General features: G+C 68.4%; 26 protein-coding genes and 4 pseudogenes. 14 read left to right on the top strand and 16 right to left on the bottom strand.

Features of this window, described 5'->3' with window-relative positions; translation table 11 throughout:
* Positions 1 to 214 precede the first annotated feature (214 nt).
* Positions 215 to 2,491: a hypothetical protein gene (locus ACFYMM_RS25380; RefSeq protein ID WP_388390314.1), complete on the top strand. Its 2,277-nt coding sequence runs from the start codon at positions 215 to 217 to the stop codon at positions 2,489 to 2,491.
* 18 nt (positions 2,492 to 2,509) lie between these two features.
* Here the strand turns inward: ACFYMM_RS25380 and ACFYMM_RS25375 are convergent.
* From ACFYMM_RS25375 to arsM, 3 genes and pseudogenes are all read right to left on the bottom strand, one after another.
* Positions 2,510 to 2,788, bottom strand: a pseudogene (locus ACFYMM_RS25375) (transposase family protein); the annotation flags it as partial.
* A gap of 204 nt (positions 2,789 to 2,992) precedes the next feature.
* Complete coding sequence (locus tag ACFYMM_RS25370) at positions 2,993 to 3,163, bottom strand: integrase core domain-containing protein (protein WP_388390312.1); 171 nt, start codon at positions 3,161 to 3,163, stop codon at positions 2,993 to 2,995.
* A 366-nt stretch (positions 3,164 to 3,529) separates the two neighbouring features.
* Positions 3,530 to 4,378 carry an arsenite methyltransferase gene (gene arsM / locus ACFYMM_RS25365; RefSeq protein ID WP_388390310.1) on the bottom strand — a complete coding sequence of 283 codons (849 nt, stop codon included), beginning with the start codon at positions 4,376 to 4,378 and terminating at the stop codon, positions 3,530 to 3,532.
* Positions 4,379 to 4,483: 105 nt separating this feature from the next.
* Between arsM and ACFYMM_RS25360 the strand changes: the two genes are divergently transcribed.
* The 4 genes and pseudogenes from ACFYMM_RS25360 to ACFYMM_RS25345 all read left to right on the top strand — a co-directional run bounded on the left by ACFYMM_RS25360 (position 4,484) and on the right by ACFYMM_RS25345 (position 6,625).
* Entirely contained in the window at positions 4,484 to 4,858 is a 375-nt protein-coding gene (locus ACFYMM_RS25360) for an ArsR/SmtB family transcription factor (protein WP_388390308.1), read from the top strand.
* A gap of 4 nt (positions 4,859 to 4,862) precedes the next feature.
* Positions 4,863 to 5,593 (top strand): annotated as a pseudogene (locus tag ACFYMM_RS25355) (aquaporin).
* A gap of 29 nt (positions 5,594 to 5,622) precedes the next feature.
* Entirely contained in the window at positions 5,623 to 6,045 is a 423-nt protein-coding gene (locus ACFYMM_RS25350) for an arsenate reductase ArsC (RefSeq protein ID WP_388390306.1), read from the top strand.
* Between the two features lie 259 nt (positions 6,046 to 6,304).
* Positions 6,305 to 6,625: a hypothetical protein gene (locus ACFYMM_RS25345; protein ID WP_388390304.1), complete on the top strand. Its 321-nt coding sequence runs from the start codon at positions 6,305 to 6,307 to the stop codon at positions 6,623 to 6,625.
* A 271-nt stretch (positions 6,626 to 6,896) separates the two neighbouring features.
* Here the strand turns inward: ACFYMM_RS25345 and ACFYMM_RS25340 are convergent, their stop codons facing one another.
* The 4 genes and pseudogenes from ACFYMM_RS25340 to ACFYMM_RS25325 form a co-directional block, all read right to left on the bottom strand.
* On the bottom strand, positions 6,897 to 7,037 hold the full coding sequence (locus tag ACFYMM_RS25340) for a hypothetical protein (RefSeq protein ID WP_388390303.1): 141 nt from the start codon (positions 7,035 to 7,037) through the stop codon (positions 6,897 to 6,899).
* 308 nt (positions 7,038 to 7,345) lie between these two features.
* A pseudogene (locus ACFYMM_RS25335) lies at positions 7,346 to 7,798 on the bottom strand (ricin-type beta-trefoil lectin domain protein); the annotation flags it as partial.
* Positions 7,799 to 7,859: 61 nt separating this feature from the next.
* Positions 7,860 to 8,198, bottom strand: coding sequence for a hypothetical protein (locus ACFYMM_RS25330; protein ID WP_388390301.1), 339 nt, complete (start codon positions 8,196 to 8,198; stop codon positions 7,860 to 7,862).
* Between the two features lie 42 nt (positions 8,199 to 8,240).
* Positions 8,241 to 8,891, bottom strand: a complete 651-nt coding sequence (locus ACFYMM_RS25325; RefSeq protein WP_388390299.1) for an HAD family hydrolase — start codon at positions 8,889 to 8,891, stop codon at positions 8,241 to 8,243.
* Between the two features lie 190 nt (positions 8,892 to 9,081).
* Between ACFYMM_RS25325 and ACFYMM_RS25320 the strand changes: the two genes are divergently transcribed.
* The 3 genes from ACFYMM_RS25320 to ACFYMM_RS25310 all read left to right on the top strand — a co-directional run bounded on the left by ACFYMM_RS25320 (position 9,082) and on the right by ACFYMM_RS25310 (position 11,111).
* Complete coding sequence (locus ACFYMM_RS25320; protein WP_388390297.1) at positions 9,082 to 9,864, top strand: hypothetical protein; 783 nt, start codon at positions 9,082 to 9,084, stop codon at positions 9,862 to 9,864.
* Between the two features lie 435 nt (positions 9,865 to 10,299).
* Complete coding sequence (locus ACFYMM_RS25315) at positions 10,300 to 10,731, top strand: hypothetical protein (protein ID WP_388390295.1); 432 nt, start codon at positions 10,300 to 10,302, stop codon at positions 10,729 to 10,731.
* A 53-nt stretch (positions 10,732 to 10,784) separates the two neighbouring features.
* Positions 10,785 to 11,111 carry a protein kinase gene (locus ACFYMM_RS25310; RefSeq protein ID WP_388390293.1) on the top strand — a complete coding sequence of 109 codons (327 nt, stop codon included), beginning with the start codon at positions 10,785 to 10,787 and terminating at the stop codon, positions 11,109 to 11,111.
* 182 nt (positions 11,112 to 11,293) lie between these two features.
* On the opposite strand, the gene ACFYMM_RS25305 is transcribed toward ACFYMM_RS25310, so the two are convergent.
* Positions 11,294 to 11,578: a hypothetical protein gene (locus ACFYMM_RS25305; protein WP_388390291.1), complete on the bottom strand. Its 285-nt coding sequence runs from the start codon at positions 11,576 to 11,578 to the stop codon at positions 11,294 to 11,296.
* Positions 11,579 to 12,377: 799 nt separating this feature from the next.
* On the opposite strand from ACFYMM_RS25305, the gene ACFYMM_RS25300 reads away from it, so the two are divergent.
* On the top strand, positions 12,378 to 12,806 hold the full coding sequence (locus ACFYMM_RS25300; protein ID WP_388390289.1) for a hypothetical protein: 429 nt from the start codon (positions 12,378 to 12,380) through the stop codon (positions 12,804 to 12,806).
* A gap of 19 nt (positions 12,807 to 12,825) precedes the next feature.
* Positions 12,826 to 13,077 (top strand): SUKH-4 family immunity protein, encoded by a 252-nt coding sequence (locus tag ACFYMM_RS25295; RefSeq protein WP_388390287.1) that lies wholly within the window; start codon positions 12,826 to 12,828, stop codon positions 13,075 to 13,077.
* A gap of 33 nt (positions 13,078 to 13,110) precedes the next feature.
* On the opposite strand, the gene ACFYMM_RS25290 is transcribed toward ACFYMM_RS25295, so the two are convergent.
* Positions 13,111 to 13,683, bottom strand: a complete 573-nt coding sequence (locus ACFYMM_RS25290; RefSeq protein ID WP_388390285.1) for a hypothetical protein — start codon at positions 13,681 to 13,683, stop codon at positions 13,111 to 13,113.
* Between the two features lie 1,874 nt (positions 13,684 to 15,557).
* On the opposite strand from ACFYMM_RS25290, the gene ACFYMM_RS25285 reads away from it, so the two are divergent.
* Positions 15,558 to 16,520, top strand: a complete 963-nt coding sequence (locus tag ACFYMM_RS25285) for an amidohydrolase family protein (RefSeq protein WP_388390283.1) — start codon at positions 15,558 to 15,560, stop codon at positions 16,518 to 16,520.
* Positions 16,521 to 17,021: 501 nt separating this feature from the next.
* Here the strand turns inward: ACFYMM_RS25285 and ACFYMM_RS25280 are convergent.
* Positions 17,022 to 18,236 carry a LuxR C-terminal-related transcriptional regulator gene (locus tag ACFYMM_RS25280; protein ID WP_388390281.1) on the bottom strand — a complete coding sequence of 405 codons (1,215 nt, stop codon included), beginning with the start codon at positions 18,234 to 18,236 and terminating at the stop codon, positions 17,022 to 17,024.
* A gap of 230 nt (positions 18,237 to 18,466) precedes the next feature.
* On the opposite strand from ACFYMM_RS25280, the pseudogene ACFYMM_RS25275 reads away from it, so the two are divergent.
* Positions 18,467 to 18,568: pseudogene (locus ACFYMM_RS25275) on the top strand (hypothetical protein); the annotation flags it as partial.
* 64 nt (positions 18,569 to 18,632) lie between these two features.
* Positions 18,633 to 19,283 (top strand): PPC domain-containing protein, encoded by a 651-nt coding sequence (locus tag ACFYMM_RS25270; RefSeq protein ID WP_388390279.1) that lies wholly within the window; start codon positions 18,633 to 18,635, stop codon positions 19,281 to 19,283.
* 75 nt (positions 19,284 to 19,358) lie between these two features.
* On the opposite strand, the gene ACFYMM_RS25265 is transcribed toward ACFYMM_RS25270, so the two are convergent.
* The 3 genes from ACFYMM_RS25265 to ACFYMM_RS25255 form a co-directional block, all read right to left on the bottom strand.
* Complete coding sequence (locus ACFYMM_RS25265; RefSeq protein ID WP_388390277.1) at positions 19,359 to 19,859, bottom strand: signal peptide protein; 501 nt, start codon at positions 19,857 to 19,859, stop codon at positions 19,359 to 19,361.
* Between the two features lie 45 nt (positions 19,860 to 19,904).
* Positions 19,905 to 20,279, bottom strand: coding sequence for an antibiotic biosynthesis monooxygenase family protein (locus tag ACFYMM_RS25260; RefSeq protein WP_388390275.1), 375 nt, complete (start codon positions 20,277 to 20,279; stop codon positions 19,905 to 19,907).
* Positions 20,280 to 20,397: 118 nt separating this feature from the next.
* Entirely contained in the window at positions 20,398 to 21,675 is a 1,278-nt protein-coding gene (locus ACFYMM_RS25255; RefSeq protein ID WP_388390273.1) for a LuxR C-terminal-related transcriptional regulator, read from the bottom strand.
* Between the two features lie 716 nt (positions 21,676 to 22,391).
* On the opposite strand from ACFYMM_RS25255, the gene ACFYMM_RS25250 reads away from it, so the two are divergent.
* A complete protein-coding gene (locus tag ACFYMM_RS25250) occupies positions 22,392 to 23,297 on the top strand; it encodes an NADP-dependent oxidoreductase (RefSeq protein WP_388390271.1) in 906 nt (301 codons plus the stop codon).
* A gap of 9 nt (positions 23,298 to 23,306) precedes the next feature.
* Here ACFYMM_RS25250 and ACFYMM_RS25245 read toward each other — a convergent pair whose 3' ends face one another.
* From ACFYMM_RS25245 to ACFYMM_RS25235, 3 genes are read right to left on the bottom strand one after another with little or no spacing between them, the layout of a single operon-like run.
* The gene (locus ACFYMM_RS25245; RefSeq protein WP_388390269.1) at positions 23,307 to 24,293 is read right to left on the bottom strand and encodes an aldo/keto reductase; all 987 of its coding nucleotides are present in this window, start codon (positions 24,291 to 24,293) and stop codon (positions 23,307 to 23,309) included.
* Positions 24,294 to 24,313: 20 nt separating this feature from the next.
* Positions 24,314 to 25,276: an amidohydrolase family protein gene (locus ACFYMM_RS25240; protein ID WP_388390267.1), complete on the bottom strand. Its 963-nt coding sequence runs from the start codon at positions 25,274 to 25,276 to the stop codon at positions 24,314 to 24,316.
* 56 nt (positions 25,277 to 25,332) lie between these two features.
* Positions 25,333 to 26,919, bottom strand: coding sequence for a Na+/H+ antiporter (locus ACFYMM_RS25235; protein ID WP_388390265.1), 1,587 nt, complete (start codon positions 26,917 to 26,919; stop codon positions 25,333 to 25,335).
* Positions 26,920 to 26,934 lie beyond the last annotated feature (15 nt).

The following is a 26,934-nucleotide window of genomic DNA, read 5'->3' as shown; positions in this document are numbered from 1 at the left end:
GCTGTGCTTAATGCCGCTGGTGCGGTTCCGCCTGTACTCGACACGGTCGCGTTGGCGTACGAAGTTCCGGCGGCAGGTCTGGTTGACGCACTCGCGGACATGTTGATGAGCTGCAAGCCCTTGGGCCGGCCCGCATTGCGGAGGATCCACAACCGGACCAGTCTGGAGGGAGGGGACAAATAGGCGACCGCCGTCTGACGGCAGGTGAGCGGTAATGGACTGGGAAGAAATACAGCGGAAGGAGATCGACCGCGCGATCTCTGACGCACTCCGGACTGACCCGGAAATTATCTCCGCCATGCGCAAGATCGACATTTCCGCCGATGAACTGAAAAAAGAAATCAAGAAACGGCAAGAAGAACTGGAGTCCGCATATTCGCGTGAATTTAGCCGCCTGCAGGATCTTGAGGCGCACGAGGAGGCCATGCAGAAGACACTCGCGTCGAATACCCCATGGGTGACACTCAGAAGAATACTCGTGTCCTTGATTTCGCTTGGCGGTATCGCAATCGGCGTGCTTTTTGCTCTCGCTTTCTTCGTCAGTGACGGGACCGCCGGAAGAATTTCCGGGATTCTTATCCTCCTCATCATGGGTTTCGTCGGATGGCGTGCCGTACGCAACAAGATCCGTGATCGCAAACACAAGGACGCCGTGGCGGATCGGCACACGGTACTGCAAAACAATCTTGAAGCTGCATGGATGGACTGGCGAGCGGTCCTCCGAGGGCGAGCGGTGTCCGGACTGCTGCGCGAGGAGATTAATCGCCGGAAACCCTCATATTCTCTGGTCCTTGACATCAGCGATCCCAAAGGACTGGCAGAGCTGGAGGATCCACAGTTCCTCATCACCGTGCCGGCGGTGAAAGAGATCAACCAATTGATATCGACGATGCCCGGCGGCAGCATCGGTATATCCGGACCTCGCGGAGTCGGAAAGACCACGTTGCTGCGACACTTTTGCTCCAAGGAGCATGCACCGGTCGCGGAATCTCTGGCCGATAAACCACCGGTCCGTGTGCTGATCCCGGCACCCGTCAAATATGATGCGCGGGAGTTCATTCTGCTGCTCTTTTCCAGATTGTGCGCTGCCGTCGTGCCCGATAATTTCCTGCCGCAGCGTCCCCGCGAGGATGAAGGAGAGGAAGGCCCTTCCGCTTACACGCCGGTCGACATCGGCGTCATGACCGTCCTCACATTCGCGGGTTGCTGGGGAATCTTCCTGCTGATCATCTCCGGCATGCACTGGAAACCACCGGCCCATCTCGCTTCCGCCATCGTCTTGATCTTCGCTTCCGGCCTGGGTTGGGTCTTCTGGAGTTCGTACCGCGGGGACCGCTGGCGAAGGGCTGACGAGTTCAGCACGATCGCGGAGACCCACGGCAAGGATGCGGCCGAGGCTTCGGCACTGCTCCGCGGGCTGGCATATCAGCAGTCGATGTCCCGCACGTGGTCCACCGGAATCAAAACTCCGGTAGGTGTAGAAGCCGGAGTTTCCGCGAACACGACAATGACCGAGAATCCGATGGGATTCCCGGAAATCGTAGCTCGGTTGAACGACTTTCTCAGGACACTGGCGGTCAGTCGCAAGATATTCATCGGAATCGATGAGCTTGACAAGATCGACGCAAATGACCAGGTGTATCAGTTCATCAACGACATCAAGGGCATCTTTGGACGGGAGGACTGTTTCTATCTGATATCCGTCTCGGACAATGCCATGAGCTCGTTCGAGCGGCGCGGGCTACCCGTCCGGGACGCCTTCGACTCGTCGCTGGACACCGTGGTGGATCTAGGCCCGGCCGCGCTGTCGATGTCGCGAACCTTGATGAGACAGCGCGTCATCGGTATGCCCGAGGCCTTCCTCTGCCTCTGTCATGTCATCTCCGGAGGGCTGCCGCGGGACCTCATCCGCGCAGCCCGAAACCTGGTCTCACTTGCGAAAGGAAAGCAGGAATCGGATCGTACGCTGGCGGCCCTTACCCGGGCCATGGTGCGGAGCGACCTTTCGCGAAAGATTCATGCGTTGGAAGTCGCCGCACAGCATATCGACCTTGAGCCGGACACCGGGATTTTCCTCTGCACCCTCCATGAAGCCCTGGATCGTACACCCGTGCCGACTTCTGACTCCCTGCTGGACGAGATGGACCGCATCACGGACCGAATTTATTCTAGCGCAAATGATTCTGAGGCCGTACGATCCGCTCACGAATATCTGAACCGCCTCCGTCTGGAGATGGCGGCCTACTTCTACTTCTGCTCGACGTTGATCGGCATATTCGACAACTTCTTGGAGGAGCAGGCTCTGAAACGGCTTTCCGAGGGTGCCGGTCCTGGCTGCCTGTCACGGCTGGCACAAGTGCGCTCCGAGTTCTCCGTCAACCCCAGAGTGGCCTGGGCGACGACTTCGGCCTTCCGAGAAACGCACGACCTGGACTCCAAGCCGTATCCGGATCCGATACCGCCAGCGACACCCACCGACTCCAGTCGATGATCCAGTGGTCGTCGGACCAGGGTCTGTGTCCGTCGCAAAGAGCGGCAGGCCGGGCGCGCGGTCGTCGAGCAGGCCGATCACCGCAGCGGTGTAGGCGCGGGCGATGCCGACAGAGATGCCGAAGCCGGCGGCGAGCTGGGCGAGAGTGTCGTGTCGGCGCAGGTACACCAGACCGACCAGGGCACGCTGGTGCGGCGGGAGCTTGCAGCGGCGGTCACCCTCTCGGGTGACGAGGAGCATGGTGATCCACTCGACCAGGGCATGGGGCAGGTCGAGTGCGGCAGGATAGGAAACCAACAGGGCTCCTCTGCGACAGGGCTCCTGTGCCAGTGAGTTGAGACGTCGAACACCTCCCTCAACGGCACGGGAGCCTTGTCCGTTGCGCATATCTACGTCGTCACCCGATCAGAGGCCACGCTGAAAAACCTCAGTGTGAACCGCCCCGGGTTCGGTAGAGATCTCGGATGTGGCTTTGACCCGGTGTTTCGTGAATTCCGTGTATTAGTTGGCTTCGTACGCGACGGGCGGGATATGGCCTATCTCACCGTGGAGTCGGCGGTGATTGTACCAGTCGACCCATTCGGCGGTAGCCAGTTCGACCTGGGAGAGCGTCTTCCAGGGCCGCTGGGGCTTGATCAGCTCGGTTTTGTACAGGCCGATCGCCGATTCCATCAGGGCATTGTCGTAGGCGTCGCCGACCGAGCCGATGGACGCGGCTATGCCGGCGGCGTCCAGGTGCTCGGCGAGCCTAACGACACGTATTGACCAGACTCAACCGCTCGTTGCAACACCGGCTTGTTGGAGCAAGACTAGCTGCCAGTCGAATGCCCCGGCCGGGGTCCTCCAGCCAGCGTGGGACGCGTCGGCGGATCCGCTAGTGCTGTGGCCGGAAAGGTTTGCCGAGAAGCTCGCGGCGTCCGGTGCGGTGCATCGCAAGGCGGAGCGTCGCCCGCGTACTGGATGTACTCGGGTGATGCGACAACGCGGCGAGGTGCCGTGCCGGGCGTCGCGAGCCGGTGAACCTTTCCGGTCGCAGCACTAGCCGCAGCCGGATGCCGTCTTGGCCTCAGTGATGGTCAGGGCGGGGTCGGCGGAGTTCTCGCCGGGGGTGCAGGCGTTGACGCCGCAGCACGCGTCGGCCGTCGGCTTGGTGGCTCGGACGATGGCGGAGTACATGCCGTCGGCGACCTGGTGGGTGGGGGTGATCTCGATGCCCCTGAAGCCGGCGGCTTCCAGTCCGTGGCGGTATTCGGCGAAGGATAGGGCGCCTGCGATGCAGCCGACGTAGTCGCCGCGTTCGGAGCGCTGGCCAGCGGTGAGGGTGTCGTCGGCGACGACGTCGGAGACGCCGATGCGGCCGCCGGGCTTGAGGACGCGGAAGGTTTCGGCGAACACGGCGGGCTTGTCTGTGGACAGGTTGATCACGCAGTTGGAGATGACGACGTCGATGGTGTTCGCGGGCAGCGGGATGGCTTCGATGGTGCCCTTGAGGAACTCGACGTTCGTCGCGCCTGCCTTGGCGGTGTTGGCGAGGGCCAGGGCGAGCATCTCCTCGGTCATGTCCAGCCCGTACGCCTTTCCTGTCGGTCCGACGCGGCGGGCGGAGAGCAGGACGTCGATGCCGCCGCCGGAGCCGAGGTCCAGGACGCGTTCGCCGTCGCGGAGTTCGGCGACGGCGGTGGGGTTGCCGCAGCCGAGTGAGGCGGCGACGGCTTCGGCGGGCAGGGCGTCGCGTTCGTCGGCGGCGTAGAGGGTGGAGCCGAAGTTCTCGTCGACCTCGACCGGCTGCGGACCGCAACAGGCTGTGCTGCCCTCGGTGACCTTCATGGCCGCCGCCGCGTAGCGCTCGCGGACGGTTTCACGCAGGTCGGTGGACTGCTCGCTCATGACTCACTCCTGAGTGACGGGGCATGGCGGTGGCCCGGAACGGCTTATATTGACGTTCGTTGATGCAACCTTGCACCTTGAATCGAAAAACGTCAATATAGAGCCATGTCGAAACAAGAGCTTGAGGTCATCGGCCAGGACGCCGACGGCTGTTGCGACGGTCTCGCGTCCGCGCCGCTGGACGATGAGCGCGCCGCTCAGCTGGCGAGGGTGTTCAAGGCCCTCGGGGATCCGGTCCGGCTGCGGCTGCTGTCGATGATCGCCTCTCGGGAGGGCGGCGAGGTCTGCGTGTGCGAGATGACACCCGCCTTCGACCTGTCCCAGCCGACGATCTCCCACCACCTCAAGCTGCTGCGCCAGGCCGGCCTCATCGACTGCGAACGCCGCGGCACCTGGGTGTACTACTGGGTGCTCCCCGGAGTCCTGGACCAGCTCGCCGCGTTCCTGGCCACGCCGCAGACCGCAGGAGCCACCGCGTGACCGCATCCCTCGGCGCCGCACAGCTGCTGAAGCCCTGGGGACCGGGCTGCTGGTCGCGGTCGCGGTCGTCGTCGGCTCCGGCATCCAGGCCACCGAAGTACGCACGATGTTGGCGTGCAACTGCTCGCCAACTCCCTCGCCACCGTCTTCGGCCTGGGCGTGCTCATCCTGCTCCTCGGCCCGGTCTCCGGGGCGCACTTCAACCCCGTCGTGACCCTCGAGGCCTGGTTCACCGGCCGCCGCACCGCCGACGGGCTCACCCTGCGGGACGTCGCCGCGTACGTACCGGCCCAGACAGTGGGGGCGATCGGCGGGGCGGTCCTGGTCGACGCGATGTTCGCGAAGCCGCTCGTGCAGTTCTCCACCCACGATCGGTCCGCCGGCCACCTGTGGCTGGGCGAGATCGTCGCCACGGCCGGGCTGATCCTGCTGATCTTCGGCCTGAACACGATGGGCCGCGCCTCGCTCGCTCCGGCGGCGGTGGCCTCCTACATCGGAGCCGCCTACTGGTTCACCTCCTCCACGTCGTTCGCGAAGCCGGCAGTGAGCATCGGTCGCGCCTTCACCGACACCTTCGCCGGAATCGCGCCTGCGTCAGTCGCCCCCTTCATCGCGGCCCAGCTGCTTGGAGCTGCGCTCGGACTGACCGCCGTGGCAGCGGTCTGCGGCCGCCCAGCTCCTGCTGGAGACGAGGTCGTCGTCCCGCACGGCGAACCCGAACTCGCCTCCTCCTGACCCGCCCCTTTCGAGAAAGACTTCCTGCTATGAGCGCTCCCGCCCCGCGTGCGTCGGTGCTGTTCGTCTGCGTCCACAACGCCGGCCGCTCCCAGATGGGCGCCGCCTTCCTCACCCACCTCGCCGCCGATCACATTGAGGTCCGCTCGGCAGGCTCCGCGCCCGCCGACACCGTCAACCCCGCCGTGGTCGCAGCCATGAAAGAGGTCGGCATTGACATCTCCGCCCAGCAGCCGAAGATCCTCACCCCCGAAGCCGTACAGTCCTCGGACGTGGTGATCACCATGGGCTGTGGAGACACCTGTCCCGTCTTCCCCGGCAAGCGGTACCTGGACTGGCAACTGGACGACCCGGCGGGCCAGGGCGTGAATGCGGTGCGGCCCATCCGGGATCAGATCGAGCAGCGGGTGCGCGGCCTGCTCGCCGACCTTGGCGTTCCAGCAGTGGCATGACCACCACGACGGCGGAAAGGGCGCCGGAGCGAAAACCTGCTCAAGGTCGGCCTCGTCGCTCCTGGACTCGTGGTCGTGGCATTGATCTACAGCAGCGGAAGCTGCGATGACCTTCCCGAACACGCGAGACGGGATGGCTACCTGGCCCCGCTCACCGCCACGCCCACCGAATGGGTCACGGTCCTCGGAACGCCCGTCCATGACCGCTTTGACTAAGGGATAGGCAGTCACCTCATCCTCCCCGAGGCACGCTCACGCCTTGAAGGGGTACACCGGAACCCAGGCGATGCTCGGCTCCGCCTGGATCAGCACCTTCTACCCGGAGGTGCGCACGGTCTTCGACGAGGGGCTGCGGGACAAAAACGAGCGCGCGGAGTTCTTCGCACAGCGCCGAACCCGTCACGGGCTCGCTGAACCGACGCTGGATTTCACCCCCTCGTTCCTGTGGTACTTCGACGAGCACGGTTCCGTAGACACGGCCCTTGCGCTGGGCGTACTCGTCCACGCCGACCACACGGGGTGTGGTGGTGACGGGGTCCGGAGGCGAGGCGATCAGCCTCAACAGGGGTGTTCCGGCTGACCGGAACCTTGAAGGCGCCCGTCATCCGGGCACTGGCCCGGCCCGCGAGCGCCAGACCGACCGCCACCGGCGTCGACCGCAGCCGCTCGGTCCGTCGCCCGAACCTGCGGGTGGGTCCGGGTACTTGCTCGGCGGAGGTCTTGCGCGGGCAGCAGTCCTCCGCGCAGACGAACCGCCGCACACGTAACGACACCACGACGAGCTTGCCCGCTGTCGGCAGGTCATGCGGAAATCGCAGGTAAGAGCCATGTATTCGGCCCGGCCAGCACCTTTACCCCAGGCAGGCCGCCCGTCCTGCGGTCGCACGAGCCTCGATCCGGACGGCCGTCTCGGTCACCTCGACCGACTCCACCAACACGCCTTCGTCCGAGGAGAACAACAGCTCATCCAGCTGTGGCAGCACTTCGTTCACGGCGAAGGACTGTCGACCACACCACCGTCCAGCCGGGCGATTCTCGGGCGAATCGACCGGCATCACGCGAAGATCAACGGTCACCCCGAGTACGCGTCCACGAGAAGTGGACCAGAGCCAGAACTCACTGACAAAGCCAGCGGGAGAGAGCCCGGCGGCGGCGAGCACGGCAGCCCCCGCAGGACCGCCGCTGTGGAGAACGAGGCGGGCCGACGAGCGTGCGGGTGCCGTTTCGGGGCTGCCGCATGCTCGTCGGCCGTTGATGTCGCGCCTCCACGACGGGTCCTCAGGCGAAGTTCAGGCGTAGGTCAGTTGAGGGTCCACTTCTGGTTGGTCTGGCCGTTGCAGGTCCACAGGACCAGCTTGGTGCCGTTGGCCGTTGCCCCGTTCGAAGCGTCCAGGCAGAGACCGGAGAGGTTGTTGGTGATGCTGCCGTTGGAGTTGACGGTCCACTTCTGGTTGGTGCCGCCTGTGCAGTCCCGGATGATGACCTTGGTGCCGGCCGTGGTGCCGTTGTTGTCGGCGTCGAGGCACTTGTTGCCATAGACCACGAGTTCGCTGCGCGAGGTCTGTTGGAAGGTCTGGTTGCGCCCGCCGGCGCAGTCCCAGATCTCGGCCTGGGTGGCGTTGACGTTGGTGTTCTTTTCGATGTCCACGCAACGGTTGGAAGCGCCGCCGATGAGGGCTGTGCCGACGGTGCCGGGGATGCCCTGGACGAGGATGGCGTCGATGTCCGGGGCGGTGCTGCCGGAGATCGCGGCGAGGTCAGGGGGGCCGAACCCTCATCCTGGTAGGCCACCTGGCCCCGCAAGCTCTCGCCGACTACACCACCGCCCTGGCCAGCCTCCACGCCGCCGTCGACGACGGCCGCAGTACTCCCGAGAAGGTCGGCGATCCGCGCTTTCCGCTCGGGTGATGGTTTGCCTCTACGTACACCCCGCTGAAGCCGTGCCCGGCGACATCGCGGGCCAGGTCCTCTGCGGCGGCCGGCGGACAGAGACTGATGACGATGTCGCTGCGGTCCAGCAGTTCTGCCGGCGTGGCGACCCCGGTCAACCCGAAGTGCTGGGCGCGCGCGACGGTCGCCGGGCTTAGGCCGGCCTCGCACCACAGGACGGAGGCCGCGTTCGTCGCGGCGCAGGCTGCGACGAACGCGCCCATGCTTCCGGGGTGGAGGATGCCGACGCTGGGCTGGTCCCGGTGTTACCGCCTCTCGTTGAGCAGGATGGTGATGGCGTCGGTGACGTCGTCGACGGTGTGGTGCGCGGCGGGGAGGAGATGGGGCCAGGGGCGGCCGCGCAGCCAGATGGTGTGCAGGCCAGCCAGGTGGCCGCCGCCGATGTCCGCGGCCGGGTTGTCGCCGATCATCCAGCCACCGTCGGTCAGGTTCAGGCCGCAGAGCGCGGCCGCGTATGCGAAGAGCTCGCGGCCGGGTTTGCGTACGTCCAGGTCGCCGGAGACCGCGACGCCGTCGACGAGGTCAGCGATGCCGGTTGCGGCGAGTTTTGCGCGCTGGATGTCGCTCGCTCCGTTGGAGGCGATGCCGATCGTCCAGTCCGCAGCCCGGAGTTCGGCGAGGCCCTCAAGGACTTCTGGGCGGCAGGTGATGGCGGCCGCCATCCGGTCGACGTACTCGTGCCACAGCGTTTCGGGGGGCTCGCTCAGGTCGAAGGCAACGCGGAACTGGGCGAAGTCGCTGATGTTCGCCCGTTCGGCGAGCTGGCCGAGCAGCCACTGTTCGGCCGGTAGCCCGAGCCCGTGGGCACGGCAGAGCTCGGTCACGACGTTGTTGTAGGCGGCCTGGCGGTCGACCAGTGTGCCGTCCAGATCGAAGAGGGCGAGACGCTGCTGCACGTCAGCGAGCCTATCGGCGATGCTGTGCGGGGCGCTTCGGTGCCCATTCCGTGGGCGGCTGATCGCTCATGCATTCCGTACAGTGGGACGGTCCAGCAAGTCGTCGCCCGCCTGCCGGGATTCGCGGTGGCAGTCGTGCAACTCCCCTTCGCTTTCCTGGCGCTTCCCGCTCGGATCATGAGCACGTGTGGTGGAGGCCGCGCCCCACAGCGAGCTGACCCGGGCGGAGGGCTTCGCCGGCCGGACCGATGCGCCGCAGATCCTCGCCGACCGGATCGCCCGACGCCTGTCCGGCCAGATGCGGACCGGCGGGCCGATCAAGGACCCGGAGGGCTGGCTGATCGGCCGCGGGCTGCCGCAGCGCCAGAAGTGCGGCGACGCCCGGTGTGACAACCGTGTGCTTCTCGACTCCGGCCAGGACCGCCCGCGCTGCGAGGACCGGCAGGTCGACCGCCGTGCCCAGCGCCACGAGGTCGCGGCCGCCGTTGACGCCGCGATGCCCGGAGCCTCCGAGACGGAGCGCCGTGTGGCCACCGAGCGGCAGCTGCACGAGAGCGTGACGGCCAGGGCGTGGCCCAAGGCCCGTGAGTGGGAGCAGGTCCGCGCCCGGAAGGCCGCCGCAGCTCAGGCCCGTGCCGAAGCCGCGGCCGCGCAGCTGGCCACCGACGTCCCGGCCGCGCCGGTGGCCCCGGTCGTCCTGCCCGCGCTCCGTCCGGCCGCCGTTGTTCTCGCTGTGGAGCGGACTGACGTCGACGACGGTCAGGAGCTGGTCCTCGAGGACCTGACCCGTGAGCAGGTCCGCGACTGGCGAGTGCGGGCGATGAAGGACCACCAGGTGGTCTTCGACCACATCGACCAGTACGGCGAGACGTCGGCCAGGCGCCTCTTCAGCAACCAGCTGGTCGACCAGGCGCAGCGACTGTCCGGCCTCGGGCATCCGAACCTCGGATACAGCACCTGGAGGCAGGCGTGAGCGGCAGTGAGGTAACCGCAGTGCGACCCGGCCGGGTCGCACTGCGGGCCGCGATGGAGGCAGCGCGCAAGAACGGCGGCAGCCACAAGGCCAAGCCGAAGCCGCGGGTCGGCCGTACGGTGCGCCGCGACGGGCGCGAGCCGATGGGCCTTGGGGCCGCGATTGGCGCGCTGGTCACCGAACGCGTGTGGGAGCTCCCTGCGTCGGCGCGCCGCTGCGCGAGCGGTGGGCGGCCATCGCCCCTGAGCTCGCCGGGCACGTCGCCGCCGTGTCGTACGACGCCGACACCGGCCAACTCATCGTGTGCCCGGAGTCGTTCGGCCTGAGCGACAAAGGCCCGGCTGGAGCAGGCCCGCACCATCGGGGGCCGCCAACGAGTCGGCGGGCCGCACGGTCGTCCGGTCCCCGCGGATCCTGGCGCCCGGCGTGGTGCCGGTGCCCGAGCCGGCCGACGTCGGTCCGGAGCCCGCGACCGCGCCCGCTGGCCCGCCGCGCACCCGAGAGACCGCCTCGGACGGCTACCGCCGCGCGCTTGCCGTGCACCGGGAGGCGGCGCCTGAGTTGCGGGCGGACCCGCACATCGCGGAGGCGGTGGAGCGGCAGACCGCTGCGATGCGGGAGCTGTCACGCCGTGCGTTCCTCGAGCCGGACGTCGTCGCGGACGACGTGCCGGCCTCGATCGAGGCGACCCGGGCACAGCGCCGCCGCCAGGCCGCGGCCGCCGAGGCCGCCGCCCTGCGCCGGTCCCGGCATGAGCGCGCCTGGGAGTCGGGGACGCACGCCGACGTCCCTCAGTCGGCTGCACTGCGCGACACGGCCGAGCAGACCAGCACCCCCTGTACTGGTGGTTGTCACGGCGTAGCGTGACGAGTACACGCCTGGTACACCTTGCGTAGCGGTGTGCGCCGAGAGGGGGAGTCGTGCAAGCGGGTGCCATGCTGGACGGGCGCTACCGGCTGATCGAGCCCATCGGCGCGGGCGGGTTCGGCCAGGTCTGGAAGACGTACGACCCCAACGTCGACCGCCTGGTCGCGGTCAAGGTCCTCACCGGTGATGCGGGCAGCAGTCGGCAGGTGGCCCGGTTCGCCCGTGAGGCCGCAGTAGCCGGCGGCCTGGCTCACCCAAACATCGTCACCATCCACGACTTCGGCTCCGCCGCGTACAACGGGCAGACGTGCGCCTATCTGGTGATGGAGCTCCTGCCCGGCCAGCCGCTCAGCTCCGCACTGCAGGCCTGCGGTGGATAAGTTCACATGGCAGCCAGTTCGTGCCGCATGGAGTGAGGGCTGCCATAAACTCGCGGACGTAGTCCGTGGGCCGGCAGTACGAACGAGGCGCACCAAGTCCCGTGCGTGCGCAGTGCCGCCAGGAGCAAGCCACGCGCCTGCCCCGGCGTCGGACCTTCCCACCCCTGCGGTTGCCGGGGCGTTCAGCTGAGGTAGTTCACCCACCCTGGTACGGACGGGTCGTATCTGGCGATCGCCTCAAGAACCAGGGCGGTGAACGCCACCCACTCGTCCTCGGGGGCCCACGTCTCCCCATCGTTGGCCTGGGCGTAGAACGGACTGGGTGCCCAGGCCAACAGAATGCGATCCTCCGTCGCCTCATGGATCCAGCCCAGGAACTCCCTGCCGTCAACGAGGGCGAAGCCCACCTTGTCAGCGCGTTCAGAGCAGCCGGAGAAGTAGTCGTAGAGCGACTGATCTTCGAACATTTGACCAGCGTAGTGGTATTGCTCCTGGAGCCGCTGCGCACAGCAGTACCCGCGCCCGGACCCAGAACATCCCACCCTGCCTTGGTCAGCCTGCGCTGCGCCTCCGCCGCGATCGACGCTTCCGGCAGCGGTTCACCCGCCGCATCGCGTGCGCCTACGATGAGGCGCTCGCGCTCTGACGCCGGCAGGGATATTGGACCCATTCGGAGATCGAATTCCCGGCGCAACCGGGGCAGGACCGCATCCAGCGGAGCCACTCGCTCCGCCAGACCACGTAGGTCGGACGGGCTGGTGTGCACGAAAGACATCGGCTACCGGTTGCCCGTCTGGAGACGGAAGAACCAGGCAGCCAGCTCGAAACAGCGCTGCACCAGGAGCGGCGCCACCGCCTCCGCTCGGTCGGGGTCACCATCCGCGGAGCCGTGAAGATCCTCGAACGCGGCAGGGACTGTTGCAGGGTTGGGTGTCACCTGGCCTGGCTTGCTGAGAAGCGGCCTGGAAGGACGTTGCAGTGCTCAAGCCATAACCGAAGGAGTTCCGCGAGGACGTCGTGAGGGTCGCGCGAAACCGCGAGCCCGGCGTCACGCTGGAACAGATCGCCACCGACTTCGGGTCCACCCGATCACACTGTCAAAGCTGCTGCGCCGCGCCGCCACCGACGAGGGCGCCAGGCCCGCATCGCCGCCGGTGAGTCGGCCGAACTGCACGAGGCCGGCAAACGAATCCGGCTGCTGGAGCACGAGAACGAGGTACCCAGGCGGGCTGCGGCGCATCTGTCGCAGGCGAACCTCCCGGCAAAATGATGTACCCGCTCGTCCGCGAGCCGGCCGCCGCCGCTGCCCCTTACCGGGTGCCGGTGGCGGTGACGCGCCGGGTGCTCGGACTGGCCCGTCAGCCCTACTACCGGTGGCTGACCAGGCCGGTCACTGATGCTGAGATGGCCGAGGCATACCGGACCAACGCCCTGTTCGACGCGCACCGCGACGATCCCGAGTTCGGGCACCGCTTCCTGCTCGACGAGGCCCGCGCGGCCGGTGAGGTGATGGCCGAGCGGACCGCCTGGCGGATCTGCCGGGACAACGGCTGGTGGAGTGCCTTCGGCAAACGAGCAGGCCGCGGGAAGAACGCCAAAGCCGGGCCACCGGTCCACGATGACCTGGTGCGGCGCGACTTCACCATCGACGGACTGAACCGGTTGTGGCTCATGGACATCGAGGCCGTTCCATGAGGGTCTCCACAAGCCGGCGGTGTCCTTCTTCAGCTCCTCGATTGCGCAGTTCGTCGAGACGGCTTGGCGCCGGCATGCGGCCCTGGCAGTCCTAGGAGGCGTGAACGAGCCTGCCGACACGGCCTCCCAGGAGGAGCTCGACAGCCACTACGACCTGCTCTACAACTGTGTCGACCTGATCCTCGACGCGGTCCGTAGCATCGACCCAACCGTCGTCGCGGAAGAGCCACACGCAACCTGGGTCGAGCTGATCCGCGAGAACTCGCTCTGATCTCTTGCCCGCGAGCCTGTTCGAGGCCGCTGATCAGCCTCCGAGTCCAGCGCGCTCGACGACATCCGTGTCGAAGATGACGAGCACATCGTCGGTGCCCAAGTAGAACGGCCCTGGCCCGTCAGGCTCGTCAGTCGCCGAGCGGCCAGCGGCGATCCACACCTGCCCGGTGGCGGTCCGCAGGTAGATGGCTTCCGGCACCGGAGTCGGGGCGCCGCGCTCCTCGTCGTACCACTGGATGCGGCACGACTCGATCGGGGCGGAGACGACCCCGGCCCAGAGGGGGTGGTCCGCGACCGCGACGCGTGCCGACCCGCCCGGCTTGTTGACCCGGGAGAGGAAGTCGCGCATAGGCGCCGAGTAGAGCTCGACCCCGTAGTAGTCGAACGTGCTGCCCCACACAGCCGAGTAGGTGCCGCCGTCGTCCATGATCAGCTCGACGCCCATCGTAGGCTCGTGCCACGCGCCGTAGTCCCACTCGTCGGGATCGGTGCCTTCGTTTCCGACCATAAGCACGAAGTAGTCGACCGCGACGATGGTTCGTCCGCGCAAGCCGGCGACGATTCGTCCGTAGCTGTCGGAGGTCAGGGGCGGCGCGGTACTCACCGGGACATCCTGACAGTGGCACTTCGACCCGGGCGAGCCGATTTCGCGGGTCGGGGACGGGCCGGGCCGGTCGCGGGGAGTGAGCTGAGACCGGCCCGACACCCGCGAGAGCCACCTGTCGGCGAAGAGTCAGATCATGATCCTTCTCGGCGCCAAATCCTGCACCAAAACTACTACCGACGCCAATTGCATCGGATGCGAATAGGCGACACTCGCCCTGGAAGCTGGCCGGAGACTGCACGGAAGCGGTCCAAGCAGGGTTGTTGGCCTCGGAGTCACGCCGCGTGTTCGCGGCAAGGGCCGCAAGGACTGGCTGCCGGCCTTCCGGGACGCCACCTTGGTCAAGGCCGCGTACGCCTACGGCCTGCGACGCAACGAGACCCGGATGCTCGGCCTCACCGACTTCGGCCACAACCCAGAAGGCCGGGAGTTCGGTGAGTACGGCACCCTGCTGGTCCGCTACGGCAAGGCCAAGAAGGGGGCGCCGCCCAAGCGCCGCAGCGTGCTGACCGTCTGGCGCTGGACACCTGGCACGATCGAGGAATGGATCAGCGAAGTCCTGCCTGGCATGCGGCATTCGCCAAGCCGGTCCCTCTGGGCCGTCCGAGCGAGGCCCGCGAATCGGGGTCCAGCGGCTGGACTCCCGCTTCGCCGCCTACCGGGACGCCGTCGGCCTGGACCCCGCGTTGGAGTTCCACTCGCTGCGCAGGTCCTACATCACCCACCTGATCGAGGACGGCGCTGGTCAGACGCGGTGCGAAGGGTGCCGCAGCGCTTCCTGAGCGGACAACACGACGTACCAACGACTGATCAGGGACGGCGTGCGGATGTGCGTCGGCGAGGGGCCTCCGTATAGGGGTAGGGGATCGGGGCGGACAGCGGGAGCGTCTCTGACCTGCTGTTTCTCTGGCTCGTAGTGCAAGGTGGGTGGAAGCCGAGGGGCGGAGTGCGGGGGCGGTTGGACCGTTCTGCTCCCTGTGCCGGCCCTGTAGGAGCACTTGGCCATGTCCGGCTGGCGGCCGACATGGCAGGTCGCCTCGTACTCCCTGAAGGCCGGCCGGACCGTCTCCTGCTCGTCGGTAGCGGCGGCAGCCGGTTGGTACGGCGGATCGCACCGATGCTGACCCAGCGGACCACCAACGGGACCGCCACCACTGATCACCGGCCCCTGCTGAGAGATGGGGGCAGATGTGAGAGCCGTAGGTCGCTGCGGATCGGCGTCCGGGCATCCCGTCGTATTGGAGGCATCTTGAAGCGGGCCGCTGCCAGAGGGGGCGGCGGAGCCCTCAGACGGATCGCTTCCCGGCCCTCGCCAGATGCTCCGGTGGGTCACTCGCCCGTCCCGTCGCAGGGATCCCGCCCGGTCCGGGATCGGTGGCGGTCGCGGTGCATGGGATCGCCGCGGGGTGGCCTGTGGCGCCTCCACCGCCACTGATCGTCGCTGTCCAGGCCCGGGGCACGTGCGATGCGGCCGGTCCGACTGCCCTTTCGGCCAGGCGGAACCGCCGGAAAGGACAGCCGGGCGTGGAGCCGTCCCGCCCCAGAATGAATGCGTTGTCCGCACTCGCCTTCTCGGTGGTGGCGTACCAGTGTCTGACGGGAAACGACAGTTCTGCGCAGTGTCGCAACCGCGGTGATGGTCGCAGTGCTGTGCGGCTCGGCCGTCGTCTTCTCGCAGACGTCGGCCCATGCCGGCACCGTGCCCATCCCCTGTTCCGGTTACCACATCGATCCCGCGAACCCTTCCAGGTGGGTGCACGACTGAGGAATTCGTGATCGTGCCGCCGCTTGGCCGGCGTGGAGAGCGAACCACGACTGGAGCAGGGGAAACGGGAAACTAGCTCGCATCAGTGCTCGCCAAAAGGAATGAAGGCATGACGTTGGTCAAGGGGTGGGTGGATGTGCACGCGCATTTCACCCCGCCGGTTACCGAAGAGCAGCGGCTCAAGCAGTGGCAAGGCATGCGCTCGCAGCAGTTCTTGGCGCCGCAGCCGTACGACTGGAGTCCGGAGTCCGCCTTGGAGCACATGGACCGGACCGGTATCGCCATGCAACTGCTCAGCAACACCCACGCCTTCTCGCTGCCGGCGTTGCGCGATTCCAACGACTACGGAGCGAAGATCGTCGCGGGCCACCCGACACGGTTCGGGCTGTTGGCGGCGCTCCCCACCGACGACCCCGAGGCGGCACTGACCGAGATAGAACGAGCCCGATCGGATCTGCACGCCGACGGATACGCGGTGAGCGCCCGGTACAACGGGGTGTTCCTCGGCGACGAGCGGCTGGAACCCGTGTGGGCCGAGCTGAACCGCCGCCAGGCGGCCGTCTTCATCCACCCGAACACCATCGCGCCACCCCAACTCGGCCTTCCCGCCGTTTTGATGGACGTGGCGTTCGAGACCGCCCGGAGCGTCGTCGACATGCTCTACGCCGGGGTGCTCCGCCGCTACCCCGACCTGACGGTGATCCTCGCCCATGCCGGGGGAGCACTGCCCGGATTGTCCGGACGGCTGGAGCAGTTGGGAGCGGAGCCCTGGGTGCCCAACGCGCAGAACATCACCCGGGACGAGATCCGTGAGCACCTGGGCAGGCTGTACCTGGACACCGCCAACGCGGGAGACGACGCCCCTCTCGCGTCGGCTCTCGCCATGGTCCCGCGTGACCACGTGGTCTACGGCTCCGACAGCGGCGCGCCGTGCAATACGGACGAGACGTTGGCGGCCAATATCCGGGCGCTCCGTGACTCCCGCGTGCTGCTCGAAGGCGAGACGGATCAACTGGGCCATCGAGGCTGGGACCTGTTCCCGACTGCCGGCCGCCGCGCCGGCAGAAGCTGAACCGCTGGTCAGGCGGCCTGCCGCCGGAGAACTCGGAGCGGATCCGGGGCATTCGGGGAAAGGGCACATGTCCTGGTTGCCGCCACCCCCTCAATGAGGCCGACTGGCAGGTGGCCGAGGCCGCCCGCCCGGCGGCCATTCCTTCCCATGTGCTCAGCCACAACCTTCGTCACTCCTCTTGCCTTCGCCTCCGTCGGTCAGGAAAACCTGTCGGAGTCAGGTCGTCCGACCGGAATCTGACCGGCGAACAGAACGTCGTGTCCGGCCGATCGCAGCGCCCGGGCGGTCGGGATCATGGGGAAGACGTGACCGGATCTGGACGGGCCGGTGAACAGGATTCGCACGGCGTGCACTCCCTTGCTGCGGGGCACCGCGCTTCTGTCGGTGTCGCATGGGGTGAGCCCCTTTCAAAGGAAACGACGCGTTCCGGCGGGGGAGGGTTGATCCAAGGGGTAACCGTCATGGATCCGCGCGTCGGGCGGTGTCGTCACGGACGCTCTCTCACAGGCGTGCCGCGCGGCCCAGGGCCGCGGCCTCTCCCCGGGTGCGTACACCCAGTTTGGACAGGATCTGCCGGACATGGAACTTGACGGTGTGTTCGCTGACATGCAGGTGTTCGGCGATCTGCGGATTGGTCCGGCCGCGGGCGATTTCCACCATCACCTCACGCTCCCGTGGGCTGAGTTCGCGCAGCAGCTCGACATCGGTGCTGGGCGGCAGGACGAGCGGGATGCGGGCGGTGAGCGTGGTGCCCCAGCCGGGCACGGTGTCCATGCTGAAGTCGCCGCCGAGCGGCGCCAGGCGCTCACGCATCCGGTATTCGCCTTGATGCCGCGGGAACGGGGCGCAGTCGCCGTCGTCACGGACCTCCAGCACCAGCCGGTCGTCGGTCACCTGCCAGGCCACGCGGATCCGGCGGGGGCGGGTGTGCTCCAGCATCGCCAGCACGCAGCCGCGGGCCACGGCGGTCGCGGCCTCGCCCACCAGAGTCGGAAGCAGCCGGTCGGCGGCCACGGGGGGCACTGTCTCCAGGGCCACGTCGGTGTGGAGCACCAGCGGCCGCAGTTGCTCGGTGAGCAGCGTGAAGGCGCGTTCCGCGGTGCATTCCTGGGCGGCGGAGGCGGTGCGCAGAGTGGTCAGGGCGGTGGAGGCGATGTCCGCGGCCGCCTGACGTGCCTGGGCGTCGTCCAGCCGCCGGGAGCGAAGGGCGGCGAGGAGGGCCTGGAGCGTGACGGCGTGTGTGTTGCGGGCGATGAGGAGCTGCTTGGCGTGCTCCCCGGCGAAGAAGCGCTCCGCCGCCGTGGTCGATGACGGGCCGGAGCGCGACAGCAGGGCCGCCGCGAGTTCCCACCCGCACTGCACCGCCGGGTAGGCGTGCTCGGTGTCCACCGGGTCGGTGGCGTCGGCCAGGACGAGGAGGCTGCCGGGTGCCCACGGCCCCGCGGTGGCGGCCACCAGGGCCGGGCGGGTGGTGCCGCCGACGGCGACCGGCTTGTGCCAGGGGTGGCCGGGTACCGCCAGCGCGGCCAGCGCGGCCAGTTCGTCGGCACTCGGCCTGTCGCCGTCGTCGGCGGCGGGTGTCACGCTGATCTGTCCGGCGACCAGGGCGGCGGCCCAGCGGTGGGGGACCTTGTCGTGGATCGCCGCCGACAGGCTTGGCAGTATCTCGTCGGCAGCGGTTGTGGCGAGTACCAGTGCCCAGTCTTCGGTCACCATGACTTCCCTGCTCTATCAGCTAGGTACAAACTCTCCCAAAGAGCAGCCAGGCTCTCCTGGGCGCGATGTGGTCGTCATGCTGTCGCGCGTCTGCGCGTGGACATGGGCGTCAACGGTGCTGGTGCGCCGTGGCCGTGGATCACGTCGACCCTTCGCCTTCTTCCACGCTTGCCCCCGGGCCGACACTTTGCCGCGCGACTCTCACCTCCCACCAAACGGAGATGTGACCCATGTCCGAACACAAGCGCAAGATATCCCGGCGAAATGACGAGCGCGTGGCGGGCATTGTCTCCTGGGGGGAAGGGTGTGCCGAAGCGGGCAAGCCCGGGGTCTACACCAAGGTGCTGGACGGGCTGCGGAAGGACAGCAAGACCGAGGCATGGGCCTACAGCCCGTATGGCCTCCCCGACCCGCACCCGGGTCCGGCGCGGACTTCGACCGGAGACCGCGACCGTTCCGGAAGCCAAGGTCGGCACCCCGGTTTCCGCCTTCTGGACGGTGACCAACTGGATGGCGGCCGTGGACGGCACCCTCGGCGGCTTCCTCGGCTCTTCGCGCACGGCACGGTCGACCATCGCCGACGGTGAGACGCAGACCAGCACCATCGAGGTGCCCGGGGGCAGCACGTCGCTGGACATCGCCCTCGGCGGTGCCTCCGACCCATCCGCCGACCTCGACCTCGCGGTGTGCGACACCGACGACGAGGTGGTCGGGCAGTCCGGCGGTCCCACCGCCGACGAGTCGGTGTCCCTCGGCCCGGCGGCCGGTACGTACACCGTCGAGGTCATGGACTACTCGGTGCCATCGGGCTCGACCGCGTATGACTACCACGACACGGACTTCCCCAGCACGATCGCCTCGATCACGGTGGGCGGGCCGCCGTCGGTGAAGCTGACCACGGGCGGTTCGACGACGGCGTCCGCTGACGGCACCGTCGCGGCAGCTCCGCCCGAGGGCCGCGACATCTTTGCCGAGGTGCGGCTGCGAAGTGCCGGCGGGGCGACCGTGCGCGTCGGCGGCGTGAAGATCGAGAACGTCACGCCGTAGCGCCACAAAGGCAGCAGGGGCGGACGTCCGGTCATGGACGTCCGCCCCTGCTGCCTTTGTGGCATGAGTTCGAGGTCAGCCGTACAGCGCCACGCGCGGTTGCACCGTCCCCGCAGCGCCTCGAGTGATCACTGTGACCCGGTACCGCTCGGTGAGGGTCTCGCCCGGACGCAGGGTTTGTTGGGCGGCCACGAGGTCGGTGAACAGCGTTCCGGTCTGGCTGGCCACCGGCACGATCTCCCGCTGACCGGCAGCGTTCCGCCGTTCGACCAGGATGTCCGCGGGCGCCAGGTAGGGGCCGGTGTCAGGTGACTCCACGAGGATCTGCGGGGCCACGACCTGGTCGGTAGACGAGTTGTTGCGGTAGGTCACCGTGAACGTGTGCGATTGACCCGCCGCAGGAAGGGCCCTGACGGGTGCGTCCACGAAGTCGGCGGGAACCAGAGCGGGCGTCGAGGTCGAGGCGACGGTGGCCGTGCTCGCCAGGGCGGGCGCGGCCCCGGCCATGCCGACGCCGACCAGTGCGGCGGTGAGCGCCAGAGTCGCTCCCCGGAGACGGTGGTTGATCGATGACACCTGTTCAGCCCTCTTGAGGTCGATGCGTGGGATTACTGAGAGCGGTCACTGTTCGCCTTCGCAGACGCCCTCGACCGCGAACTTCTGGTACAGGTGCGGGTAGGCGACGGTACCGGCCGGATAGTGGTCGAGGTGCGAGGCGAACTCCGGCGTGTGGAACGCGGCCCGGAGGTGCTCGGTGGATTGCCAGACCGCGACGTTGGTGAAGAGCCCGCTGCCGGCGATACCGCGATACAACTGCGCCGACACAAGGCCCCCGGCCTTGGCCATGTACGCCGCGTCGTCCGTCCAGGCGGCCAGCACCTCGTCCTCCTTGCCTTCCGGGGCGACGAACGTGTTGATGATGGTGACGGGGCCGGCGTTCTCCTCCTGCTGGTCGAGGAACTGGGTGGACTCGTCGAGGCTGCCGAAGTTGAGCATGATTTCTCCATGAGGTCGGGAAGCGGGTTGGTGGAATCGAGGAAACGCGAAACCGCCGTGGACATGGATGACGGTTCGGTGAGGGGGTCGCAGTGACGGCTTCGTCCCGTACTTTTGGTTATGCGGCGCCCCATTGATGGGCGAGTGCGGCCGCCTCCCCGCGGGTGCTGACGCCGAGCTTGCCGATGATCTTGGCGACGTGGAACTTCACCGTCGACTCGCTGATGTGCAGGGCCTGGGCGATGTCCCGGTTGCGGCGGCCCCGGGCCAGTTGCCCAAGGACCTCCAGCTCCCGTGCGCCGAGCGCGGTCAGCGGGTCCTGACGGGGTGTGCTGGACGAGGCGAGAGGGATGTCGAGGTTCACCGTCGTGCCCCACCCCGGCACGGCGTCCACGTCGAGCCGCCCTCCGAGCGGTGCCAGTCGCTCGGTGACGCGACGGGCGTCGAGAGCGCCGCGGGAGAGGGTGCCGGGCCCGTTGTCCCGCACGGTGGCGCGTAGTTCGTCCGCACCGATCTTCCAGCCGATGTGGACGCGGTGTTCTCCGTCGTCGGGACCGTGTGTCTGGTCGTCCAGTAATGCGTGCACGGTGGCCCGCACCACGGCAAGTGCCGTGTGGGTGACGTCGGCGGGAAGCAGCCGGTCGGTGCCGTCCTCCGCATGGGGCGCTCCCAGTTCCAGCCCCACGCCGCGGGCGCGCAGGATCCGGCGCAGCGACACCGTCAGCCGCGCGAAGGCGTCCCCGGCCCGCTCCTCCATCAGCACGCGGTCGAGTTCGACCCGGGAGCGCAGTTCGGCGAGGGCGGAGACGGCGAGGTCGACGGCGCGCGTACGGGCGTTCGCGTCGTCCAGGGTGCGATCGCGCAGGACGCCGAGGAGCGTGGTCAACGCGGCCCCGTGTGCGTCGCGGAGTTCGGCGATGGCCACGGCACGGGCGGCTGCGGCCGCGCGCGAGGCGGCCAGCGAACCGGGCAGCGGCTCGCTGCGCAGACCCTCCCGGTACGCCGTCACGAGGTCCCACAGCGCCTGGGCGGACATCACGTGCTCGCCCGGTACCGGGGTGTCCTCGGTGCGTACGAGGACCAGCAGCGCGCCTTGCCCCGTGATGTCGCTGGCCAGAGCGAGCACGGGCACGTCGACGCCGGCCAGCCGGGCCCGCCCCTGCCAGCCGCCCTGCGCCGGCACCAGCGGCCGCAGGGCGGCCACCTCGGTGGCGGTGATGACGTCGCCGGGCCGGCCGGGGGACTCGCCGATGATCTTGAACGGTGTGTATGAGCAGTTGCCGGCCAGCTGGGCGATCTCCCGGTGCGGAATCGTCTTCGCGAGGGCGGAGGACAGTCGTGCCAGGTGCTCGGACAGCGGTGCCTGGATCAGCTCGACCGCCGACATCAGGTCCATGTCCGTCAGCGTAGGCAGCTGGACTCTTCCGCCGGATCATCCTTTCAGTCAGTTGGAACTGCCCGGAAGGACAGTGGAAGCCGAGCTTCCACAGGAGAGGCTGGAGGTACTGGAAACGGGCGTTGATTGTGTGGCCACACCAACGGCGAAGACGTCGGTCCAGTCCGCAGAGCCAACGTCGAGCACTTGAGGAGAAAATGTGAGCACCGTCTTCAGGCGGCTCCGCAAGGTCGGAGTGACAGCCCTGGTGGTGAGTTCCGCACTCGGGGCCATGTTCCTGTCACAGACACAGGCTTTCGCAGGCGGGGTCACGCCCCCGCCCTCGCCGCCCGGCTGCGGGGTCTGCTGACCGGTGTCTGTCCCGGTCCGGCAAGGGCTGCTGAGTGTCCGCCGAAGCTCTTCGTCCTGGTACTCCAGTAGTAACCCGCCGATCGCGTCCCGCGGGGGACACGGCCGAATGCGCCGACGATGTCCGCCGCGGGACATGATCAACCCGCTGTCGCAGCCGGTCAGTGCCGACTCCTTGAGTGCGGTTGACTGATGTGCCGCCGGGCGGAGCCCAGCATGCCTTTCCCGCCGGATCGTTCTTTCGGTCAGTTGGAACCGTCCCAAAGGACAGCGGTGGCCGGGCCGCCGCGCTGGAAGCTGGAGGCGTTGCCCACGACCGGCCGCTGCCACGGCGGGCCGGGCCATTCGTACGACGGGAAGTGACAGGCATGAAGGCCATCTCCTACGCGGAGTACGGCGGTCCGGAGGTTCTGCGGCCGGCGGAGGTGACGGAGCCGCACGCCCGGCCCGGGCAGGTGCGCGTGAAGATCGTGGCCGCCGCCGTCAACCCCATCGACTTCAAGATCCGCCGGGGCTGGGCCCCGCAGATGGGCCCAGCGTCCCTCCCCGCCGTCCCCGGCCTGGAAGGAGCCGGCGTCGTCGACGAGGTGGGGGCGGGCGTCGACGGTGTGTCGGTCGGGGACGAGGTCATGGTCTGGACCGACACCGGCTCCTACGCCGAGTACGCCCTGGCCTCGGACTTCGCCCTCAAACCGGCCGGCCTGGACTGGGAGACGGCCGCCGCGCTGCCGGTGGCCGTCGAGACCTCCGACCGTGTGCTGGGCGAACTCGCGGTGGGCCGGGGGGAGACCCTGCTGATCCATGGGGCCGCGGGCGTGGTCGGTTCCGTCGGCGTCCAGATCGCCGTGGCCCGCGGAGTCACCGTGATCGGTACGGCGTCCGAGGCCAACCACGACTTCCTGCGCTCACTCGGCGCGATCCCCGTGGCGTACGGTGACGGCCTCGCCGACCGGGTCCGCACTGTCGCCCCACACGGCATCGACGCCGTTTACGACGTCGCCGGCATCGACGCGCTGGACGTCTCCGTGGAACTGCGCGGCGGCACCACGGACCGCATCGTCACCACCAACGACGCACGCGCCTTCGAGCTGGGCATCACCTTCTCCATCGGCGGCCGACGGTTCGGACCGCAGCTCGCCCACTACGCCCGCCAGGCCGCCGAAGGCCGGCTGCGCGTGCGCGTCGACCGCGGCTTCCCGCTCGTCGACGCGGCCGGGGCGCACGAGCTGATCGAGTCCGGCCATGCGCGCGGCAAGGTGCTCCTACGCCCGTGAGCGGGTCTCTTACTTGTTCACCAGTGACATGTGGTGCTCGTTGTAACGGTCTCCCTTGACCCCGATCCGTCCCGCGAGTTCGTTGAGGTCCGACAGCTCGTCCGCGGAGAGCGGAACACGCGTGGCGCCGGCGTTCTCCTCGATGCGCGTGGTGCGCCGGGTGCCGGGGATCGGCACGATCGACGGCTGCTGGGCGAGCAGCCAGGCGAGGGCCACCTGCCCCGGTGTGGCTTCCTTGGCCGTCGCGAGGGCGGCGATGTGCTCGACGAGTGCCTGGTTCGCCGCCCGGTTCTCGGCCGTGAACCGCGGGATGGTGGTGCGGACGTCGTCGGCCGCGAACGGTGTCGAGGCGTCCACCGCCCCGGTGAGGAACCCCTTGCCCAGGGGGCTGAAGGGCACGAAACCGATGCCGAGTGCCGCGCACGTCGGCAGGACCTCCGGCTCGGGGTCCCGGGTCCACAACGAGTACTCGCTCTGCACCGCCGTCACGGGGTGGACGGCGTGGGCGCGTCGGATGGTCTGCGCACTGGCCTCCGAGAGCCCGAAGCAGCGGACCTTGCCCTCCTGCACCAGTTCGCCCACCGTGCCGGCGACGTCCTCGATCGGAACGTCCGGGTCGACGCGATGCTGGTAGAACAGGTCGAGCCTTTCGACCCCCAGCCGCTTGAGCGAGGCGTTCGCGACGGAACGGATCTGCTCGGGCCGGCTGTTCAGCCCGACGGACGCACCGTTCTCGATGCGGAAGCCGAACTTGGTGGCGATGACCACCTGGTCGCGGACCGGGGCCAGGGCCTCCCCGACGAGTTCCTCGTTGACGTAGGGGCCGTAGACCTCAGCGGTGTCGAAGAACGTGACCCCCAGATCCACGGCTCCGCGGAGTACGGCGATCATGTCGCTCCGGTCGCCCGGGTTGGGTCCGTAGCTCTGGGACATGCCCATGGCGCCGAGGCCGATGGCGGAGACCCGCAGGTCGCGTCCGAGCGTGCGCGTGTGCATTCTTCCTCCTTGGTGGTGTGTCACCGTGGCAAAACCTGCGGGAACAGGCGCAGGGCGTTGGCTGTGGTGAGTGAGCGCCACGTGGTGCCTTCGGCCGGTGGGGCGGCCGTGTCGATCGCCGCGATGTGGGCGTCGGCGAAGGGCGGTGGCGTCCAGCAGTAGTCGCTGCCGAAGAGCACGCGGTCGGGGTCCACCAGCTTCAGCAGTGCGGGAGCCTGGCGTGGGAAGGCCGTACCCGCGAGGTCGTAGTACAGGGCGGCCAGTTGCTGCACGGCGTCGAGCGGGGGTGCCTCCTGCGACGGCACGAAGAGCCGCATGAACTCGTTGACGCGGTCGGCCAGGACCGGGATCGCGCCACCGCAGTGCGGGACGATCACCCGCAGGTTCGGATGGCGGGTCAGGACGCCTGCCATCACCAGGTCCGTGACGGTGCGGGCCGTGTCGAAGATGTACTCGACCATCGGGCGCGGCCGGCCGAGCGCGGACTGTTCCCAGCACACGGGGGAGGTGGGGTGCAGGAAGACCACGGCTCCTCGGCGGTCCAGCTCTGCGAAGACCGGCTCGAGGCGGGCGTCGCCCAGGTAGACACCGTGGGTGTGCGTCAGCAACGCCACGCCGTCGGCGCCGAGTTGGTCGAAGGCGTAGGCGATCTCCTCCAGCGCGCCGTCCACGTCCGGCAGTGGGAGCGAGACGAAGGTGCCGAAGCGGCCGCGGTGGTCGCGGGCCAGTTCGGCGGTGTACTCGTTGACGCGGTGGGCGAGGAGGCGGGCCGCCTTGTCGTCGCCGAAGTGCACGCCGGGGGAGGACAGGGAGAGCATCGCGGTCTCGATGCCGTTGCGGTCCATCAGATCCAGATGGTCCCGCACGGACCACGACGGCCAGCCGCCCATGCCGTCGGGGTGGGCGTGGCCGGCCGCGGTCGCCTGCTCGACGTAGAAGTCGGGCAGGAAGTGGGCGTGAACGTCGATGAGACCGGAGGTCATGGCTGGGGATCCCTTCCCGTGGGGCTTGGGTTGTCGAGGTCGGCTGTGCGCTGCCGCTACTCCACCTGCTCGCCTCCGGCCAGCCGGACCTCTTCGTTGTCCAGGGCCGCCTGGAGCCGGCGGAGCACGGTGTCGTCGATCCGCGCCTCGTCCCTCAGCCGGACGACGGTCGCGCGCTTCGTGGCGATGAGAGCGAGGCGGAGGTCGGTGTAGTGGCGGTTGTGGAGCAGGGCGGGATCGTTGTCGGTGCCCGCGTCCCTTGCCCGGACGGTCGCCAGGTTGGCCTCGTACTCCTGCCGCAGCCACTCCGCGACCTTGGGGGCGGTGCCCAGTTCGGCGGCCAGCTGCGGCAGCGCCTTGATGGCCTCCTCGGTCGCCGTGGTCTCGGCGAGGATCTGCTCCTGGTCGACGGAGGTGTCGCGGGGCAGCCGGGCCCAGCGCACGACGCCCGGCAGCAGCAGTCCTTGCGCCACGAGGGTCACCACGATGACGCCGGAGGTGACGAAGACGATGAACGCGCGCCCGGGGAACGGCTCGCCCGAGTGGAGGGTCTGGGGGACCGACAGCGCCACGGCCAGTGACACCGCGCCCCTAAAGCCCGCCAGTCCGCTGACCACTCGGGCCCGGTCGCTCATTCTCCGCAGGCGCTGCTCGGGGCGCCGGTCGACCGCGCGGATCAGGTAGGCGGAGGAGAAGAGGAACGCGAACCGGACGGCGACCAGGACCACGCTGACCACCCCGATGGCGATCAGGGCGTCTCGGAGGTCGGACCGGCTCAGATGGCGCAGCGCGTACTGCAGTTCCACTCCCACCAGGACGAACAGCGCGCCGTTGATGATGAACGTGGCCAGTGGCCAGAAGGCCAGTGCCTGGCGGCGATGTTCGGCCCGGATGAGGCTGGGCGCCACCTGGGCCATGATCAGGCCGCTCACCACGACCGCGAGGACACCGGAGGCGTGGATCAGCTCGGCCAGCAGGTACGCCGTGAACGGTGCGAGGATCATGACGAGGTTGCCGAGCAGGGGGTCGTCCAGCCGGCGGCGCAGGTTCATGTTGACCCAGGCGACCGCGACGCCGACCGCGGCCCCGCCGCCGTATGCCAGCAGGAACAGCGCGCCCACATGCGGAAGGGTGAGGTGTTCCTCGCCCACGGTGATACCGACCGCCAGGCCGTAGATCACCAGCGCGGTGCCGTCGTTGACGAGGCTCTCCGCGCGCAGGACCGTGATCTGCCGGCGCGGCAGCGAACCCGCCAGGGCGCTGACGGCGGTGGCGTCGGTGGGCGCCACGGCCGCGCCCAGGGCCCAGGCCGGTCCCCACGGCAGTCCGAGCGCGTGCCCGGCGATCGCGACCGCCCCTGCGGTGAGGATCACCAGCACGGTGCTGAGCAGGACGATGCCGCGCAGGTTCGTCCGGATCTCCCGCATGGACGTGGTCAGGCTCTCCCAGTACAGCAGTACGGGAAGGAAGAGCAACAGAACGACGTCGGGCGGGAGTTGGGTCTGGCGGACGGCCGGGACGAGGCCGATCAGGGCGCCCAGGACCAGGAGCACGACGGGCGGGGCGATTCGGAAGCGCTGCCCCAGGAAGTTCCCCGCCAGCACGGCCGCGCCCAGGACGACGACGAGTTCGAGACCGAGCATGACACTTACTCCGGT

The sequence above is a fragment of the Streptomyces sp. NPDC006739 genome (assembly GCF_042869815.1).
Lineage (GTDB): Bacteria > Actinomycetota > Actinomycetes > Streptomycetales > Streptomycetaceae > Streptomyces.
Note: the sequence above shows the minus strand (reverse complement) of the source record. Positions and strands in the feature narration are given on the sequence as shown.